We start from the raw sequence: 16,284 nt of genomic DNA on the forward strand, positions 1-16,284 counted from the left end.
AACATTCTCAACCCTTTTGCCTTTTTACTTGGCTCTTTATTTTCCTCCGTGTACCAAAAGCCAAGCGCAGCGTCTTTTTTCCTTCCGTAATCCCACTTTTTCCTTTTGCCTTTTTACTTGGCTCTTTTTTTTCCTCCGTGTAACAAAAGCCAAGCGCAGCGTCTTTTTTCCTTCCGTAATCCCACTTTTTCCTTTTGCCTTTTTACTTGGCTCTTCAATCATCCTTAATTCAACATTCTCAACCCTTTTGCCTTTTTACTTTTTACTTGGCTCTTTATTTTCCTCCGTGTAACAAAAGCCAAGCGCAGCGTCTTTTTTCCTTCCGTAATCCCACTTTTTCCTTTTGCCTTTTTACTTGGCTCTTCAATCATTTTTCATTCTAAATTCTAAATTCTCTTTCACCACTGAATCTCCTTCAATCCCTTACTCCTCAGATATTCATTGGCTTTTGAAAAATGTCCACAACCTAAAAATCCCCTATGGGCAGATAATGGACTGGGATGCGGTGCGTGCAATTTCAAATGTTTGTCTTCTGAAATGAATGCCGCTTTCTTCTGTGCATATGCACCCCATAACATAAAGACTACATGTTCTTTTTCCTTGGCTATTTGCTGGATAACCGCATCTGTAAAATCCTCCCAACCTTTTTTCTGATGCGAACCGGCCTGATTCGCCCGTACCGTAAGCGTAGCATTGAGCAATAAAACGCCCTGGTCTGCCCACCTGCTCAGGTTACCGTTGGAAGGAATAGGCAAATTCAAATCACTGTTGAGCTCTTTAAAAATATTCAGCAAACTGGGAGGAAAAGGAACTCCCTCCTTAACCGAGAAAGATAAACCATGGGCCTGACCCGGTCCGTGATAAGGATCCTGACCCAAGATCACTACCTTGGTGTTTTCAAATGCACAATGATTAAATGCATTGAAAATCTCTTTTCCTTTTGGAAAAACCTGATGCTCTTGGTATTCTTCTTTGATAAAGGAAACAAGCTTGTTGAAATAGGGCTTTTCAAACTCGCTGCTCAATTTATTTCTCCAACTATCTTCAATTTTGACATCCATTTTGGGATATTTCCGTTGTTATTCAAGAATTTAATTTTATTTTTAACTCCCCAACAGGGTAATCTATTACAAATATATGGTTACAGCCGTCACTGAAGGAATCAAAGTCACCGTCGAAACTACCTATCAGGCAGAGTTTTCCAGCCCACATCAGCACCATTTTGTTTTCACCTACAAGGTAAAGATAGAAAACAACAGTAGCCATACCATACAATTAATGAGAAGAAAATGGGAAATTTTTGATGCGGGAGATCAGGTGAAGTATGTGGAAGGTGATGGTGTAGTCGGCATGCAGCCAATTTTAGAACCAAACGATTTTCATGAGTATGTCTCAGGATGTAACCTACGCTCAGGATTGGGCAAAATGAAAGGGTCTTATCTGATGGAAAAACTTTTTGATGGCAAACTGATTGAAGTTCAGATCCCTGAATTTCAACTCATTGCTGATATATTTGACAACTGATTTGAGCAAATTCTTCTACCCAATTTACGCTTTCTTCATTTATTGGCTCAAAAAAGAGGACCGCTATTCTCTTCAAGCCCCTTTTATCGCGGCTTTGTACCAAGATCTAAAAACGTTCTTGAAGGACCCATCCAAGCAACATCAAGATTTGGAAAATGTCCGCCATCTGTTATTGAATGATCATGAAGTCCTGGAAATTGAAGATTATGGAGAAGGATCCAAAAAACTGAAAAAACAAAAATTCAGAAAAACATCTGACATTACCAGGCACAGTACCACTGGTCAAAAATTTTCACGGATCTACCAGTTTTTCTGCAGTCTAACCCCTGCCTTACATGTACTTGAACTCGGCACTTGTGTAGGCATCAACACCCTTTACTTGGAACGCGCTGTCAAAGGTGACTTATTCAGCTTCGAAGGTGCAAAAGCGCTTTGGCTTAAAGCACAACAATACAGGAAAGGCCAACATACCACCTATCTATTGGGAGATATCCGCGAGGAATTGCCTCTCCATCTTCAAAAGCGTCCAATTGTGGATTTCGCCTTAATAGATGCTACCCATAATTATCAGGGAACGACAACTTACTTCAAAATGCTTCTTCCCCATTTGCATGAAGGAAGCATCATCATCATTGCAGACATTCACTGGTCAAAAGAGATGGAACTTGCCTGGAATGAAATCAAAATACACCAATTGGTGAGCCTTTCGCTTGATTTTTATGAATGTGGGGTACTTTTTTTCAAAAAAGGTCTGGCAAAGAGTCATTACATCCTGTCTATCTAGACTTTTTCATGCTAATAAATAACTCACTTCCCATTCTGGGTGGAATCGAGTTATAGCAGGACTCCATATAAATTTCACCAAAAAAAGGTTTAAAATAGTGAAGGTACTCCTCCTTGGTACCTCCAAAAGGAGGGCCTTGCCGGTCAAAGTTCCTTGAAAACATTACGCCCACCAATTTTCCTTCAGGAGCAAGTAGTTCATACATCTTTTCAGCGTATTTTGGCCTTAAATTTGGCTCAATGGCACAAAAAAAAGTTTGCTCCAAAATCAAATCATATTCACCCTGATGCTGAAAGAAATCTTCTACCAAAACACGATTTGAAGGGAAATCAGGACAATTATGAAGAAATTTCTGCAGGGGAACCGGGGAAAAATCAAGAACACAAACCTGCTTAAAACCTGATTCAAAGGCATATTTAGCTTCATAGGCATTTCCAGCTCCGGGGATCAGAATTCTTAAAGTTGGATTCGGTAAAATTTGGTCTAAATATTGCTTGATTGGCAAAGTGACGGCACCTACGTCCCAACTGGTATTTTTTTCCAAATACCTGTTAGTCCAATAGGCTGCATCTAGTGAATTAGACATAAATTTCTTATTTTGACAAAAATACCATTAAACTTATATGGAACCCAATTTTCAAGAAAAACCTAACAAGAGCGAGAACGGAAAAAACATCCTGATCATCGTCTTAATCATTTTGGTTGTCATCAGTGGGATCAAATTATACATGGACCACCTTGACAAATCAAGAAAGTCTGAAGAAATCCTGATCCTATCTGAAGAAAACAACGATTTGAACAGACGTATCGACTCTGTCACCTATCAACTTGACCTGAGAATCCAGGAAATTGAAAAACTTGGCGGGGATGTCAAGGCATTAGAAGAGATCCGGGAGCAATTGATTGCTGAAAGGAATTCTGATAAGAAGAGGACTTCACAGGAAATCGCTGCACTTAACCAAAGAATCAGCAGTTACTCCAAAACCATTCAGGAAAAAGATGCGGAAATCCTCCAGCTCAGAGAAATCAATCAGCAGCTTTATGCCGAAAATGAAGGACTTAAATCCACCCAATCACAGATTGAGGAAGAAGTAGTCAAGCTGAACATGAAGCAACAGGAACTTCAGGAAAAAGTCAATGTCGCAGCAGTGCTCAAAGCAGAAAATATTGTGGTAGCAGCAGTGAATTCCAGAGGACGTGAAAGAGAAGATGGTTTCAGGGACCGTCAGATAGAGAAATTGAAAGTCTCCTTTAATATCGCAGATAATAAAGTCGCAGAGCATGGCAATAGAGATATTTATGTGCAGGTAATCGCACCAAATAATCAGCCGATCTTCGATATTGCCAAGGGATCAGGAACTTTCACCATCGATGGACGAGAAGAGTTTTATACTGCCCATCAAGATCTGTTTTTCAACAATACCAAACAGGCACTGACCTATTACTATGAAAAAGGAAGCAAATACACTTCAGGAAAATATGAAGTAAGAATATATGCAGATGGATATCAAATCGGCACATCATCTTTTGAAGTTAAATAATCAGGTTTTAACGATTATTGCTCATAAAATTCGTCATTCATAAAAGAAAGGGCCCAAAGTTGGCCCTTTCTTTATTTTATAACTATTTCATGAGATCAATTTTAATTTCGGCTTGGAAAAAACCAAAGAATCTTCTACTTTTGCGGTCTGTTTAAATGTAATACAGATAAACCAATTAAAAAATGTTCCAGAAAAATTATGAAACGGTATTCATATTAACTCCCGTTTTGTCTGATGTTCAGATGAAGGATACCGTAGACAAGTTTGTAAACTTGTTAAAAGAAGAGGGAGCAGACATTATCAATGTTGAAAATTGGGGTTTGAAGAAATTGGCTTACCCAATTCAGAAAAAAAGCACCGGTTTCTATGTAATGGTAGAATTCAAAGCACTTCCAAACTTGATCAAGAAGTTGGAAATTGAATTCAGAAGAGACGAAAAAGTAATGCGTTTCTTGACATCAGTTTTGGATAAGCATGCAATTGTTTATGCAGAAAGAAGAAGAAAAGGTGAATTTAACAAAAAAGCTGAAGCTAAGGAGGAGCAAGCCTAATGACACTTAAAAACGAACCAATCAACAGAGTTGAGAATAGAAAAAAATACTGCCGTTTCAAAAAACACGGTATTAAGTACATTGACTACAAAGATCCTAACTTCCTTTTGAAGTTTGTCAATGAGCAAGGAAAAATCCTTCCTAGAAGATTGACCGGCAACTCTGCCAAATATCAAAGAAAAGTGGCCAATGCTATCAAAAAAGCAAGACACTTGGCATTATTGCCTTTCGTAACTGACGGTTTGAAATAATCCGTTATTGTTCGGTTCATTCATATTAATAAATTGTACGACAATGGAAGTTATTCTTAAAACAGACATAAAAGGACTTGGTTATAAAAATGACTTGGTTGAAGTAAAACCAGGTTATGGCAGAAACTACTTAATCCCTCAGGGATATGCAGTTTTGGCTACCGGCTCCAACAAAAAAATCCTAGCAGAGAACATCAAACAAGCTGCTCATAAAGCTGAGAAAATCAAAGCTGAAGCAGAAGAGTTAGCTGCTAAATTGACTGATATGACTTTGGAAATCAAAGCAAAAATCGGTGAAAGCGGTAAAATCTTCGGAAAAGTCACTACACTTCAAATTTCTGATGCATTGGCTGAAAAAGGTATCAACATCGATAGAAAGAAAATCTCTATCAATGTGCCTGTTCAAAGTGCCGGTGAATTCGAAGCTGAAGTTGATCTTCACAGAGAAGTGAAAAGCAACGTGAAATTCGTAGTAGTAGGAGAATAATCTTTTACACACTTGAAAACAAAAAAGGCTTTCTTTCGAAAGCCTTTTTTGTTCTTAAGCCTTAACAATTTTTTCCAAATCCTCAATCAGCTTTTTGGCTACTGCCTTACTGTTTGATTCCCTTTTAGCTTTAAAAAGCTCCAATGCCTGGGCACATTTTTCTTTAACCCCTACAGGGTTACCGTCATACTTGTAGCTGTTCCAGCACCAGGACAAGTCAGCGTGAAGCTTCTCGTCAAGGTTTAATTTTTCAATTTTCTCCAAAGTTGAAACAATGGTCTTTTCAGAAATTTTTGTTGACATAATCGAATAAAGTTTAAATGAATGAATGCAATATTTACCAATAAAATCTTGGGACAAAGCACGAAATTATTTTCTATAAATACAAAATAATCAGACACTTAAAGCTGTATTTAATACATTCAATCGATTTCGCTGACTAATTTAAAGGAAAAATTTTCTTCAAATAGCCCTATATTTAACAAGAAAGACCCAAAAACATGATCAGAAAACAAACTTTACAGGAAGAATTTGCCAATAGCATCAGCCATGGACTTGGAATTTTGTTCAGTATCGTAGCCATTTCTCTATTGGTAACTTTCTCTGTGCTGAAAGGGACCGCAATTCATATTGTCAGTTGCAGCCTCTTTGGAGGATCAATTCTACTGCTGTACACATTCTCTACATTGTACCATGCTGTTCAGGAAGAAAAAATCAAATCCTGGCTAAGAACCTTTGATCATATTGGTATTTATTTTCTCATTGCAGGGACTTATACACCGTTTTTGTTGCTCGCCGTTAAAGGCACTTGGGGATGGGTATTTTTCGGCATCATTTGGTCTCTTACCTTATTTGGGATCATATTCAAAATATTTTACACACACCGTTTCAAGAAAGCTTCTCTTATACTATATCTTGCTATGGGATGGATGGCTGTATTTTTGATCAAGCCGCTGATACAAAACCTATCTCCTACAATACTCAGCCTGATTGCTGCCGGCGGCCTTAGCTATACCTTTGGCACAATATTTTATACCCGCCCCAATATGAAATTCGGCCATACAATCTGGCATATCTTTGTCCTTGCAGGAACTATCCTTCACTTCATTTCCATCATGTTTTTATTGAATGAAATGGCTTAAATACATTTTTTTCAATTGAAATTTAGGGGATTAGATAGATTGCAAAAAAAACTTCATAGCCAAATTTGCATAAAAAAGAAAGTCCCCCTACATTTGTGACACCTTTTGAAAGAAGGGGGAACGAAAGTTCAAAATACTGACCGATGGTGTAACTGGCAACACGTCTGATTTTGGTTCAGAAGAGTCTAGGTTCGAGCCCTAGTCGGTCAACGAAAAGTTAAAAAAGGCGCTTTTAAAAAGCGCCTTTTTTGTTTTTATCCTTTGCAGAATAACCTCCGCCCCTAATTTATTTCCTTGAGAAATTGGCTACCAAAGCCACATCTCTTTTGGGCATGTTGAAGGTGTAAACCTCCTTCTGACTCACAATCTCTCCGTCAATTGACCAATGCGAAAATTCAAAACCGGGTCTGGGTTCAGCGACCACTTCAACTTTAGTACCTGGATCTAACTCTTTAATTTCAACCCTTTGGTTGGGCATTTCATCAATTATTCCCATGTCCAAACATGATATCATCAGCAACATAGGCAAAATGGACATCATCAAAATCACTCTTTTAATGCGCATTCAGAAGAAAATTTAAATTATCGTATCGGTTTTAATTCATTAACGAGCCCGTCAACCAGATTAATGGTTGCTTTCTTAAAATCAAGAAGAGCTTTAACGAAGATGATAATCCGGGCAATTATCTGGACAATCCATTTTTATGTTGTGCCTTTCGGGTGATCAAGAATTATCATCATTCATGACCACATTTTCAAAAACCAGGCCAATTTCATACAACTATTTGTTTATCAGTTGTTTATTGAAAAAAAAATAAAACCTCCTGAAAAACCATCAGGAAACCATCTCCTGTCGGCATTTTAGACTTTTAACATGTTTAATAGGATTGTTTAACTTTCAGTATGATTTCAGCATATTATTTTAAACAAAATCATTTTTAACAATTCAATAACAATTTTCTTTGGTTATTTTAATAGGAATCAGATAGTTTTAAAAACAATTTGTTTACTTAAAACTTCTTTTAATTCACATTTTAAATCTTTGCGCATGAAACAACATTTACGAATGTTCCTGTATCTGATCTGCTTTATATGGTTAGGCACAGATTTATCACATGCCCAAAACCTTGTTTCTTGGAACTTTGCCGACGAACCCGGCAACCAGGAATTTACAATAGGGACGGGCTCTGACAACATCATTCCTCTGAATTTTACAAGAGGTGATGGATTATCCGCAAATACAGGAGGAGAATCTTTGAATTCATCTTCCTGGCCTGGAGAAGGGAACAAGTATTTGTCTTTTGGTTTTTTGGTCTCAGAAGGCTATCAGGTAAAGCTTAGTAACCTGGTCATCAAAACCAGATCTTCCGGTACAGGTCCTGGTAACCTTGCCCTTCGCTCTTCTTTAGATGGTTTTGTTAGTGATTTGGCCACTTGGTCCCAAGTCGGAACTGCTGATAACACCCAGACCATCGAGCTCTCTTCTCTTCCCAATCTTCTAGGTGAAGTAGAGTTTAGGATTTATGCAGTAAGTACTGTTTCGGCTGGCGGAGGAACTTTAGCCGCTACCGGCACTTTCCGCGTTACCAATTTCTCTACAAATGGAACCGGATTCAATGGAACAGTTAGCTTGGTAGGTGAAGATCCTATCGATCCAGAACCAATCGCCTCAACTTTGGCCCAGTGGGATTTTGTAGGTGAGCCAGGAAACCAGGCTTTTACTTCTGGAACTGGAAGCGATCAGGTCAGTGCCAACAACTTTACCAGAGGCGCAGGATTAGTAGCTGGTGCGGCTAATAACTCCATCAGCAGTTCATCATGGTCAATTACTGACCTGAATGACTATTATACTTTTGGTTTTGAAGTCGAAGAAGGCTTTGAAGTTGAACTTGAGGAACTCATTTTGGCAACAAGGTCCTCTGCAGCCGGCCCTGGTAGCCTTGCTCTAAGATACAATGGCGATGGTTTTACTGAAAATATTGCCACCTGGACCAACACCGGTACAGCTTTCAGCAATGAAAAAATAGACCTGAGCAATCTTGGTAAACTTACTGGTCCTGTTGAATTCCGAATAGTTTTAAATGAAGATGTCAGAGCAGACGGTGCCGCTGGAAGTATACAGTCAGGAGGTACATTAAGAGTGGCCAACTTTGCTGAAGGAGGAAGTGTATTCAGCCCTGTGAGATTTACGGGAATCCTTTCGGCAATTCCTGTGCAAGAACCTGAGCCTATTGTAAATTGGAATTTCACTGGAGAACCCGGCAATCAAATAAGTACTGCTGCCGATTTTGAAGCAAATGGTTTGGTAGCTTTGGACTTTACCAGAGGAGCAGGCATCAATGCTGCAAGTGCCAATAATTCCATCAGTTCAAATGGATGGAATACCGGAGATGACCGATACTTCAGTTTTGGATTTAGCATAGCACCTGATAAACTTGTTGATTTGAGCGCTATACAGATAGGCACCAGATCATCTGGGACAGGTCCTAGGGATATGGCCTTGCTTTACAGTGGTGATGGATTCCAGCAACCGATCGCATCTTGGACGCAATCCAACAATGCATTTGATAATTTTGAATTTGACCTTTCTGGATTGAACAATCTTTCCGGAACGGTAGAATTCAGAATTGTTTCGACAAGTAATATATCCTCGAATGATGGAACTGTCGCTTCTACTGGAACTTTCAGGGTAACGAACTTCTTCCCTGCCAATGTGGGTACCACCTTCATAGGAATTGTAAAAGATCTGGATGGCGTTTCGGTACCAACCTTAACTCCAAGTACAAGTACTTTGAACTTTGGAAGCATTTCTTTGAATCAGGCCTCCCCTATCCTTTCTTATGAGTTAGCAGCCATGAATCTAAACGGTCCTGTTATTGTCACAGCTCCTGAAAACACCCTTATTTCCAAGGACGGAGAGGAATATACAGGCACTTTAGAGTTTTCAATTGTCGAGTTGAGTACTGCAAGTACCATTTTCGTTAAAATAAACGAATTGCTTGAAGGGACCATTTCAGGTAACATCATCCATAGTACCGCTGGTACTATCCCGGTCAATGTTGCACTAAGTGGAACTATATTCGATCCTTTCAACATCTCCGAAAACTTCAACGAGGCATGTGCGTCAGGTGGATTACCTACCGGCTGGTCTGCCGTCAGCGTCCTAGGAAATCAGATTTGGGCATGTACCACATTTGGCAGGGCAGGTACAACCCCTACTGCCAGTGCTCCTAGCGGTTTACAGATTAATGGATTTGCAGCAGGAGGACAATTGAATGAAGATTGGTTGATCACTCCTGCTTATGATTTAAGCGACTATGATTTTCCATTATTGTCATTCTGGAGCCGAGTAGCATTTACTGGTCCTAGATTGAAACTGATGGTTTCAACAGATTATGTTGACGGCGATCCTAATTTGGCCACCTGGACTGAGTTGAGTGACCGATTTGCCAATGGCGATACCTGGACATCTTCAGGGGAAATCAACCTCTCTGCCTTCAAGGCTGATAATGTAAGAATCGCATTCGTCTATACCTCCTCTCCGGAAACAAATGCGGCCAGATGGACCTTGGATGACTTTGCCTTGACCAATTCACAGACTGCTCCTGCTCCTTTCCTGAGCAATAATATCGGCAATGTGGATTACTGGCATTTCGGCATCATCCCTTCAGGTACAGTATCTTCCATTACCAGGAGCTTCAATTTCTCATTGAGTGATGCTATTGGAGATCTGACCATCTCAGCGGGAGAAGGTTTTGAACTGTCCAAGAACGGTATAGACTTTTCAAATTCCCTGACTTATGATGCAACATCAGCTAATGGAAACAATACCGTAACCATCCGTTTTGCACCGACAGCCGCAGGTGCATTCAGTAGCCCGATCACTTTTGAAAGTGGGGATATTTTGGTAAGACGTGGATATGTCACTGGCGCAACTGTTGAAAGGGACGAAACCTTTGATGTAGTTACATGGAATGTGGAATGGTTTGGATCAACCGCATCCGGTCAGGGTCCTACGAATGTGGACCAGCAACTTCAAAATGTTAAAACTATCATAGAAGACCTTGATGCCGATGTATACGCTTTTCAGGAAATCACCAGCTTCGAAAAATTCAATGAGCTTGCTAATGCATTGGAAGGCTATGAGGGACTTGTTTCCCCTGCCGTCTCCCAAGGACCTGATGCATTTGAAACAGGCCAGAAACTAACCTTCCTTTATAAAAAGGAAACCGTAGAACTGATCAAAACCAAGGTTCTCTTGGAAGGTGTGCAGCCAGAGGACTTGGTAGGTTACCCTGCACCTCCAGATAGATTCTGGGCTAGTGGCAGATTGCCATTCTTGATGGAAGTCAAGGCAAACATCAATGGAGTCCAGCAATATGTAAACCTGGTCAATGTACATACCCGCTCGAATGGCGGTGGAGAGAGTGCTGCCAATCCAAGATATGCTATGAGAAGATATGATGTAAATGTGCTGAAAGATTCATTAGATCAGTACTATGGTAATGTACCGTTGATCTTATTGGGGGACTTTAATGATGATTTGGATGAAACTGTCGCTGATCAGTTTGCGGCAACAGTAAATACTTCCGAAACATCTTTTATCAATTACATTAATGACCCTGAAAACTACGTACCGGTTTCTTTGACTTTGAGCAATGCAGGGTTGCGCAGCTTCCCGACTTTCGAAAATGTCATTGACCATATTATTGTGTCTGATGAGATGAGAGAAAATTGGCTGGTTAACTCGGAAAGAATTATCGCACCATTTGATTTGGTAAACAATTATTCCTCAACCACCTCAGACCATATACCTGTCAAAGCTAGGTTCAGCCTACGATGCGACATCATTCCTGCCCAGATTATCGGAGATTCCGAATTGTGTTTTGGTCAAAACACCCTCAATCTGATTCTTGTTGGCGGTGAATATGCCGAAGTTTTGGGATGGGAGGTTTCTGAAGATGCAGGACAAAGCTGGAACAGAATTCCTGAAACAGAAGGAATGACCTCCATTTCACTGGAAAATTTACGAGTGGATGCATCCTTCAGAGCAGTATTGCGCTCGAATCTTTGCCAAGCGAATACTGAATCGTTTGAAGTAAGTATACAATCCTTGCCAGAACCGGTCATTTTATTTGAGGCAGGATATCTGATCAGCATTGAAGGTGATTATGTATACCATTGGTTCAAAGACGATGTGTTGATTGCCACTACGAGTGAAAACAGAATCAGAATTCAAGGAACTGGAAATTACAGGGTGACAATTGAAAATGCCCTCGGATGCCAGGCTGTTTCCGAAACTTTCAGATTCCCAAGACAGCTACAGTCGAACAGTATCAGGGTGTACCCTAACCCAAGTAGCTACATTGTCTCTGTCATCATCAGAAATGCTGAAGGAATGACAAATATTGAACTGAGAACATCCGCTGGATCAAGAATTCAAAACATTCTTACAGATTCAGGATATGCCGAATTTGATGTCTCAACGTTGACAAAAGGCATATACCTCATTGTCATCACCGACCAATTTGGCCAATCTGTTGTAGAAAGATTAATCGTTGATTAATTAATCATTGTACCTCTTCTTAGAGAAGCTGTTCCATTCGGGGCAGCTTCTTTTTTTTTGAATAGTTTTCTGTTTCATGCTAAAATTTAATAGTACAAGTACTGTTTACTTTAATCCAAATTATCTGTCTTTTGGGCTTCCTTTCGTCAAAATTTGTTTTCTTTGCACTGCACAAACCCAGTTGCGATGTCCCCATTTGAAGATATAAGACCTTATTACGATACAGAAGTAAACCAAGCAATCCGGCAGATCATTGATCACCCCATGCTGAAATCAATGATGAATTTTACATTTCCAGAACAAGCTGACGAATACTGGAAAGACCTGATGTTGCATTGTCACTCTATCCGGGATTTCCAGATCAACTTTATTTACCCTGGAGTCCAGAAGGTATTGGAAAAAAGTTCCGATGGGCTGAGTACTTCCGGATTTGAAAAACTGGATAAAAGCACTTCTTATCTTTTTATCTCTAACCATCGGGACATCATATTGGACACCTCTCTTCTCAATGCCTGTCTTTATGAGAAAGGGTTATTCATGACCACTTCGGCTATTGGTGACAACCTGATCCAAAAGCCCTTCCTGAAGCATCTGTCCCGGTTGACCAGAAATTTTGTTATCAAAAGGGGCTTGCCTGCAAGAGAGTTATTGGAGAGCTCCAAATTGGTGTCATCGTACATCAGGCATTCACTGCTTCGGGAAAACAGGTCAGTTTGGATAGCCCAAAGAGAAGGAAGAACCAAAGACGGAAATGACCAGACGCATAAGGGTGTGCTGAAAATGATCTCTATGGCTGCTGACCCTAAAGAAAACTTTTTGGATTATTTCCAAAGGTTAAATGTAGTGCCGGTAAGCATTTCTTATGAATATGATCCAACGGATATTCTAAAAATGCCCGAACTCTTGGCCAAGGCAAGACAAGAGACCTATGTCAAAGGAGAAAATGAAGATTTTAAAACTTTGCTCAGTGGCATTATTGGTCAGAAAAAAAGGATTCATATCCATATTGGGGATATTCTGACTGACGGCATTGAGAAAATCAAAAAGGATGTCTCCGGTCAGGTCAAACAGTTGCAGGCTTTGGCAGACCTCATTGATGAACAGATCATTTTGGGATATAAATTATGGCCCACCAAATATATTGCCCACGACCTATTGATGAATTCCGATCAATTTGCATCCGAATATACCCCAGAGCAAAAAGCCTTATTTGAGGCACGATTTAGGAGAGGTGTGGACCAAAATGATGAAACAGCGATAAAGAGCTACCTTTCCATGTATGCCAATCCTGTGATCAATCAGAAGAAGATTATGGAAGAAATGAAAGGGATAACCTAAATAGAAGGGACACCATTGCATTACTTCTAAAGAAAAGTCATCAGGAATCCTGAAATTCCTAAGTTTTAAAGATGGATGTTCAGGATGCCTTTTTTCATAGAATAACATAAGTGACATGAACCATTTTTACTTTCATGGCTAAAACAAACTTTTTTCCATCCTTACAAACTCTTAGTAAATAAGGATAAAAATATCTGAATATTACTTGTAACTTAGTATTTTTAGAATTAGTACAATTTCTTTTTAAATTATAATAAAAGTATTTAAAAGAAAAGTAAACCAGCAACATGAAATCCAACTACCAAGGCATTTTTGACATCACTCCGATTCCAATTTGGATTGAGGATTTTTCAGAAATTAAAAAAGCCCTCTTTGATGAAGGGCTGATAGGAAAAACGTCTGAAGAAATTGGTGATTTTTTTGAAAAGTATCCTGAAAAATTGGAATGGTTGACTCAAAAACTTAGGATTAAAGATATCAATCAGGCCTGCCTTGAACTACACCAAGCTGATTCGAAAAGTGAATTGTTGGAGCATTTCCATCAATTCATAACTCCAGAAGTTATCAAGTCAATCAAAGAACAATTTATCGCCATTTGTTCAGGCACTGATAATTTCCAAACCGAAAGTAGGATCAAAACACTGAAAGGGGACTTTAAGGACATCAAACTGTCCTGGAGAGCGGAACCCGGATATGAAGAAAGTCTTGAGAGTGTCATTGTAATCACAGAGGATATCACATCATTTAAAAGTATCAATAAAGCCCTGGAGGAAAGAAGTCGATTTATCCAAACCATATTTCAACAAATCCCAATAGGCATTGCTGTCAATAAAATATCAGATGGCAAAACCATCCTGGTCAACGACAACTTCATTTCCATATATGGCTGGCCGGAGTCAGTTTTGGACAATGTAGACAGTTTTTTTGATCATGTTTATCCAGATCCAGTCCAACGTGACCAGATCAAAACAAGAATATTAAAAGACATTGAAAGTGGTGATCCCTCCAAGATGCATTGGACAAATGTGGAAATCACTACGCAAAAAGGGGAGAAAAAATGGGTAACGGCCACTAATATCCCTTTATACGATCAAGATCTGATGATTTCAACAGTGTATGATGAAACAGAATTGTTCTTCACCAAGGAAGACCTGATTCATGAAAAAAACCTGCTCAGATCGCTGATTGACAATATTCCGGATTTAATTTATGTAAAAGATCTGGATTCAAAACATTTAATTGACAACAAAGCAAACCTGAATCTGTTTGGATCTAGTACAAGCGAAGTTCAGAAATCCGATCTTGAGCTATTTCCCAAGGAAATTGCAGAAAGTTTTATTGCCGATGATCAAAAGGTATTTCAGACCCAAGAACCGATCCTTCATAAAGAGGAACTTATTTTTGACAGGGAACGTAATGAAATATGGCTTTCTACATCTAAAATACCCTTGATTGATCAAAATACCGGTAAAACAAAGGGATTGGTAGGTGTTTCACGAGACATTACCCAAGACAAAAAGAGAGAATTGGCACTTTTGCATAAAAGCAAACTTCTGGAAGCCGTAGGAGAGGTGAACCGAATTCTCCTTGCCAATGAAAATTGGAAAAAAGCTTTGGATCCCATTCTTGAAATTCTCGGCAGTACTATTTTTGCAGATAGGGCCTACTTTTTTGAAAACTTCATTGAAGAAAAATCAGGTAAACTTTTCACGAGTCAGATAGCGGAATGGACAAATGGCAAAGTTAGCAAGGAAATTGACAACCCTGATTATAAAGCGATTGAACTTGATCAACATCCCATTTTTTTGAATGCCATAGAAACAAAAAGGTGCTTTTATAAACTTACTAAAGAAACATCAGGGGAAACAAAAAAAATACTTGAAGAACAGGGTATAGTCACCCTTTTACAAATCCCGATATTCTTGGGCAATGACTTCTATGGCTACCTGGGTTTTGATGATTGCTTTGAAGAAAAAAAATGGACAAAAGAAGACATTTCTTTTCTTCAAACTGCCAGTGCCAACCTGGCAATTGCCATTGGTAGACAAAATACATTTTCTCAGTTAGAGGAATCTCAGCATCAGTATAAGGAACTATTCCAGCTTTCTCCCCTACCAAAATGGGTTTATAATTCTGAGACATTTAAGATACTTGATGCCAATGAAGCAGCCATTTCTCATTATGGTTACAGTCATGAAGAATTCCTCAAAATGAAACTAACGGACTTCCAGATACAGGAAGAACCCATGTTTTTGGAAAGAGAAATTACCCAAAAATTAAAAAACAATTCCTCTTTTCTTGCTGAAGAAATCCATAGACACAAAAAGAAAAATGATGAAATCATTTTTGTAGAGACAAAAAGTAAAGCATTGAAATTTCATGGCTTAAATGCTATGGTGATTACCGCCAATGATATTACCTTTAGGAAAAGATACCTGGAGACAATTGAAAAGCAAAATATCAGATTAAAAGAAATAGCTTGGATGCAATCGCATGTTGTAAGAGCTCCTCTTGCAAGATTGATGGGACTCATTCATTTGATTGAAAACAACCAAGATCAATTTCTCCCAATTGAAAGTGAAGAGCTAAATCAATTGATTTTAGCTACAGCCCAAGAGTTGGATGGTATCATTAAGGATATAATTAAAAAATCTGAACAAATTAAACTTGATGAAATTTAATATAATCATCGTAGACGATGATCCCATCCTACTGATGATGCTAAAGATCCTGGTGAAGCAGACGGGACTACACCAGGAACCTGAATCCTTCACCAAACCGGCTGAAGCATTGGAATGGCTGTCTAATCATGATTCTGAAGGGCATCATCATTTGATCTTATTGGATATCCATATGCCTGAAATGAGCGGATGGCAATTTCTGGATCAGTTAAAAGCTTCCGTTACAAAAAGCAAAATCTATGTTGCGATGATCACCCCTTCAATAGCCTCAAGCGACAAGAATAAAGCCAAGGAATATAAAGAAGTAATTCTGTATCTGGAAAAAACCATCACAGAAGAATCTGTCGCGGACATCAAAAATCTCGTGGAGATAGCTCCTATATTGGAAGAGATTAACAGTAACCCAAAAAAAATCTAAT

General features: G+C 39.1%; 15 protein-coding genes and 1 tRNA gene. 12 read left to right on the forward strand and 4 right to left on the reverse strand.

Features of this window, described 5'->3' with window-relative positions; all coding sequences use genetic code 11:
• Window positions 1-398 precede the first annotated feature (398 nt).
• Complete coding sequence (ung, locus tag ACFFIP_RS01470) at window positions 399-1,061, reverse strand: uracil-DNA glycosylase (protein WP_382385790.1); 663 nt, start codon at window positions 1,059-1,061, stop codon at window positions 399-401.
• A 76-nt stretch (window positions 1,062-1,137) separates the two neighbouring features.
• Between ung and apaG the strand changes: the two genes are divergently transcribed.
• Window positions 1,138-1,524 carry a Co2+/Mg2+ efflux facilitator ApaG/CorD gene (gene apaG, locus ACFFIP_RS01475; protein ID WP_382385791.1) on the forward strand — a complete coding sequence of 129 codons (387 nt, stop codon included), beginning with the start codon at window positions 1,138-1,140 and terminating at the stop codon, window positions 1,522-1,524.
• A 118-nt stretch (window positions 1,525-1,642) separates the two neighbouring features.
• Window positions 1,643-2,308 (forward strand): O-methyltransferase, encoded by a 666-nt coding sequence (locus ACFFIP_RS01480; protein WP_382385792.1) that lies wholly within the window; start codon window positions 1,643-1,645, stop codon window positions 2,306-2,308.
• Here ACFFIP_RS01480 and ACFFIP_RS01485 read toward each other — a convergent pair.
• Entirely contained in the window at window positions 2,301-2,894 is a 594-nt protein-coding gene (locus ACFFIP_RS01485) for a class I SAM-dependent methyltransferase (protein ID WP_382385793.1), read from the reverse strand. The two genes, ACFFIP_RS01480 and ACFFIP_RS01485, sit on opposite strands and share 8 nt — an antisense overlap.
• A 37-nt stretch (window positions 2,895-2,931) precedes the next feature.
• On the opposite strand from ACFFIP_RS01485, the gene ACFFIP_RS01490 reads away from it, so the two are divergent.
• From ACFFIP_RS01490 to rplI, 4 genes are all read left to right on the forward strand, one after another.
• Window positions 2,932-3,849: a DUF8428 domain-containing protein gene (locus ACFFIP_RS01490; RefSeq protein WP_382385794.1), complete on the forward strand. Its 918-nt coding sequence runs from the start codon at window positions 2,932-2,934 to the stop codon at window positions 3,847-3,849.
• 182 nt (window positions 3,850-4,031) lie between these two features.
• A complete protein-coding gene (gene rpsF / locus ACFFIP_RS01495; protein WP_382385795.1) occupies window positions 4,032-4,400 on the forward strand; it encodes a 30S ribosomal protein S6 in 369 nt (122 codons plus the stop codon).
• Window positions 4,400-4,651: a 30S ribosomal protein S18 gene (gene rpsR, locus ACFFIP_RS01500; protein WP_010610122.1), complete on the forward strand. Its 252-nt coding sequence runs from the start codon at window positions 4,400-4,402 to the stop codon at window positions 4,649-4,651. Before rpsF ends, rpsR begins: the two co-directional genes overlap by 1 nt.
• Window positions 4,652-4,694: 43 nt before the next feature.
• Window positions 4,695-5,138 (forward strand): 50S ribosomal protein L9, encoded by a 444-nt coding sequence (rplI, locus tag ACFFIP_RS01505; RefSeq protein ID WP_382385796.1) that lies wholly within the window; start codon window positions 4,695-4,697, stop codon window positions 5,136-5,138.
• Between the two features lie 54 nt (window positions 5,139-5,192).
• Here rplI and ACFFIP_RS01510 read toward each other — a convergent pair whose 3' ends face one another.
• Complete coding sequence (locus ACFFIP_RS01510; protein WP_382385797.1) at window positions 5,193-5,441, reverse strand: hypothetical protein; 249 nt, start codon at window positions 5,439-5,441, stop codon at window positions 5,193-5,195.
• 197 nt (window positions 5,442-5,638) lie between these two features.
• Here ACFFIP_RS01510 and trhA point away from each other — a divergent pair, with 197 nt between their 5' ends.
• Window positions 5,639-6,280: a PAQR family membrane homeostasis protein TrhA gene (gene trhA / locus ACFFIP_RS01515; RefSeq protein ID WP_382385798.1), complete on the forward strand. Its 642-nt coding sequence runs from the start codon at window positions 5,639-5,641 to the stop codon at window positions 6,278-6,280.
• A 137-nt stretch (window positions 6,281-6,417) separates the two neighbouring features.
• Window positions 6,418-6,490, forward strand: a tRNA-Gln gene (locus tag ACFFIP_RS01520).
• 76 nt (window positions 6,491-6,566) lie between these two features.
• On the opposite strand, the gene ACFFIP_RS01525 is transcribed toward ACFFIP_RS01520, so the two are convergent.
• Window positions 6,567-6,845, reverse strand: coding sequence for an InlB B-repeat-containing protein (locus ACFFIP_RS01525; protein WP_382385799.1), 279 nt, complete (start codon window positions 6,843-6,845; stop codon window positions 6,567-6,569).
• A 483-nt stretch (window positions 6,846-7,328) separates the two neighbouring features.
• On the opposite strand from ACFFIP_RS01525, the gene ACFFIP_RS01530 reads away from it, so the two are divergent.
• From ACFFIP_RS01530 to ACFFIP_RS01545, 4 genes are all read left to right on the forward strand, one after another.
• Window positions 7,329-11,846 (forward strand): choice-of-anchor J domain-containing protein, encoded by a 4,518-nt coding sequence (locus tag ACFFIP_RS01530; RefSeq protein WP_382385800.1) that lies wholly within the window; start codon window positions 7,329-7,331, stop codon window positions 11,844-11,846.
• 186 nt (window positions 11,847-12,032) lie between these two features.
• Window positions 12,033-13,184 (forward strand): 1-acyl-sn-glycerol-3-phosphate acyltransferase, encoded by a 1,152-nt coding sequence (locus ACFFIP_RS01535; RefSeq protein ID WP_382385801.1) that lies wholly within the window; start codon window positions 12,033-12,035, stop codon window positions 13,182-13,184.
• Between the two features lie 287 nt (window positions 13,185-13,471).
• On the forward strand, window positions 13,472-15,865 hold the full coding sequence (locus ACFFIP_RS01540) for a PAS domain S-box protein (protein WP_382385802.1): 2,394 nt from the start codon (window positions 13,472-13,474) through the stop codon (window positions 15,863-15,865).
• The gene (locus ACFFIP_RS01545; protein ID WP_382385803.1) at window positions 15,855-16,283 is read left to right on the forward strand and encodes a response regulator; all 429 of its coding nucleotides are present in this window, start codon (window positions 15,855-15,857) and stop codon (window positions 16,281-16,283) included. The genes ACFFIP_RS01540 and ACFFIP_RS01545 overlap by 11 nt, the downstream gene beginning before the upstream one ends.
• Window position 16,284 lies beyond the last annotated feature (1 nt).

Origin of the sequence: Fontibacter flavus (assembly GCF_042432905.1) — a bacterium.
In the GTDB taxonomy this organism is placed as follows: Bacteria; Bacteroidota; Bacteroidia; order Cytophagales; family Cyclobacteriaceae; genus Fontibacter; species Fontibacter flavus.

Excerpts from the sequence above, each read along its gene's own strand:
- ung (WP_382385790.1), bottom strand. The coding sequence starts at position 1,061 with ATGGATGTCAAAATTGAAGATAGTTGGAGAAATAAATTGAGCAGCGAG.
- apaG (WP_382385791.1), top strand. The coding sequence starts at position 1,138 with ATGGTTACAGCCGTCACTGAAGGAATCAAAGTCACCGTCGAAACTACC.
- ACFFIP_RS01485 (WP_382385793.1), bottom strand. The coding sequence starts at position 2,894 with ATGTCTAATTCACTAGATGCAGCCTATTGGACTAACAGGTATTTGGAA.
- ACFFIP_RS01490 (WP_382385794.1), top strand. The coding sequence starts at position 2,932 with ATGGAACCCAATTTTCAAGAAAAACCTAACAAGAGCGAGAACGGAAAA.
- rpsF (WP_382385795.1), top strand. The coding sequence starts at position 4,032 with ATGTTCCAGAAAAATTATGAAACGGTATTCATATTAACTCCCGTTTTG.
- rpsR (WP_010610122.1), top strand. The coding sequence starts at position 4,400 with ATGACACTTAAAAACGAACCAATCAACAGAGTTGAGAATAGAAAAAAA.
- rplI (WP_382385796.1), top strand. The coding sequence starts at position 4,695 with ATGGAAGTTATTCTTAAAACAGACATAAAAGGACTTGGTTATAAAAAT.
- ACFFIP_RS01510 (WP_382385797.1), bottom strand. The coding sequence starts at position 5,441 with ATGTCAACAAAAATTTCTGAAAAGACCATTGTTTCAACTTTGGAGAAA.
- trhA (WP_382385798.1), top strand. The coding sequence starts at position 5,639 with ATGATCAGAAAACAAACTTTACAGGAAGAATTTGCCAATAGCATCAGC.
- ACFFIP_RS01525 (WP_382385799.1), bottom strand. The coding sequence starts at position 6,845 with ATGCGCATTAAAAGAGTGATTTTGATGATGTCCATTTTGCCTATGTTG.
- ACFFIP_RS01530 (WP_382385800.1), top strand. The coding sequence starts at position 7,329 with ATGAAACAACATTTACGAATGTTCCTGTATCTGATCTGCTTTATATGG.
- ACFFIP_RS01535 (WP_382385801.1), top strand. The coding sequence starts at position 12,033 with ATGTCCCCATTTGAAGATATAAGACCTTATTACGATACAGAAGTAAAC.
- ACFFIP_RS01540 (WP_382385802.1), top strand. The coding sequence starts at position 13,472 with ATGAAATCCAACTACCAAGGCATTTTTGACATCACTCCGATTCCAATT.
- ACFFIP_RS01545 (WP_382385803.1), top strand. The coding sequence starts at position 15,855 with ATGAAATTTAATATAATCATCGTAGACGATGATCCCATCCTACTGATG.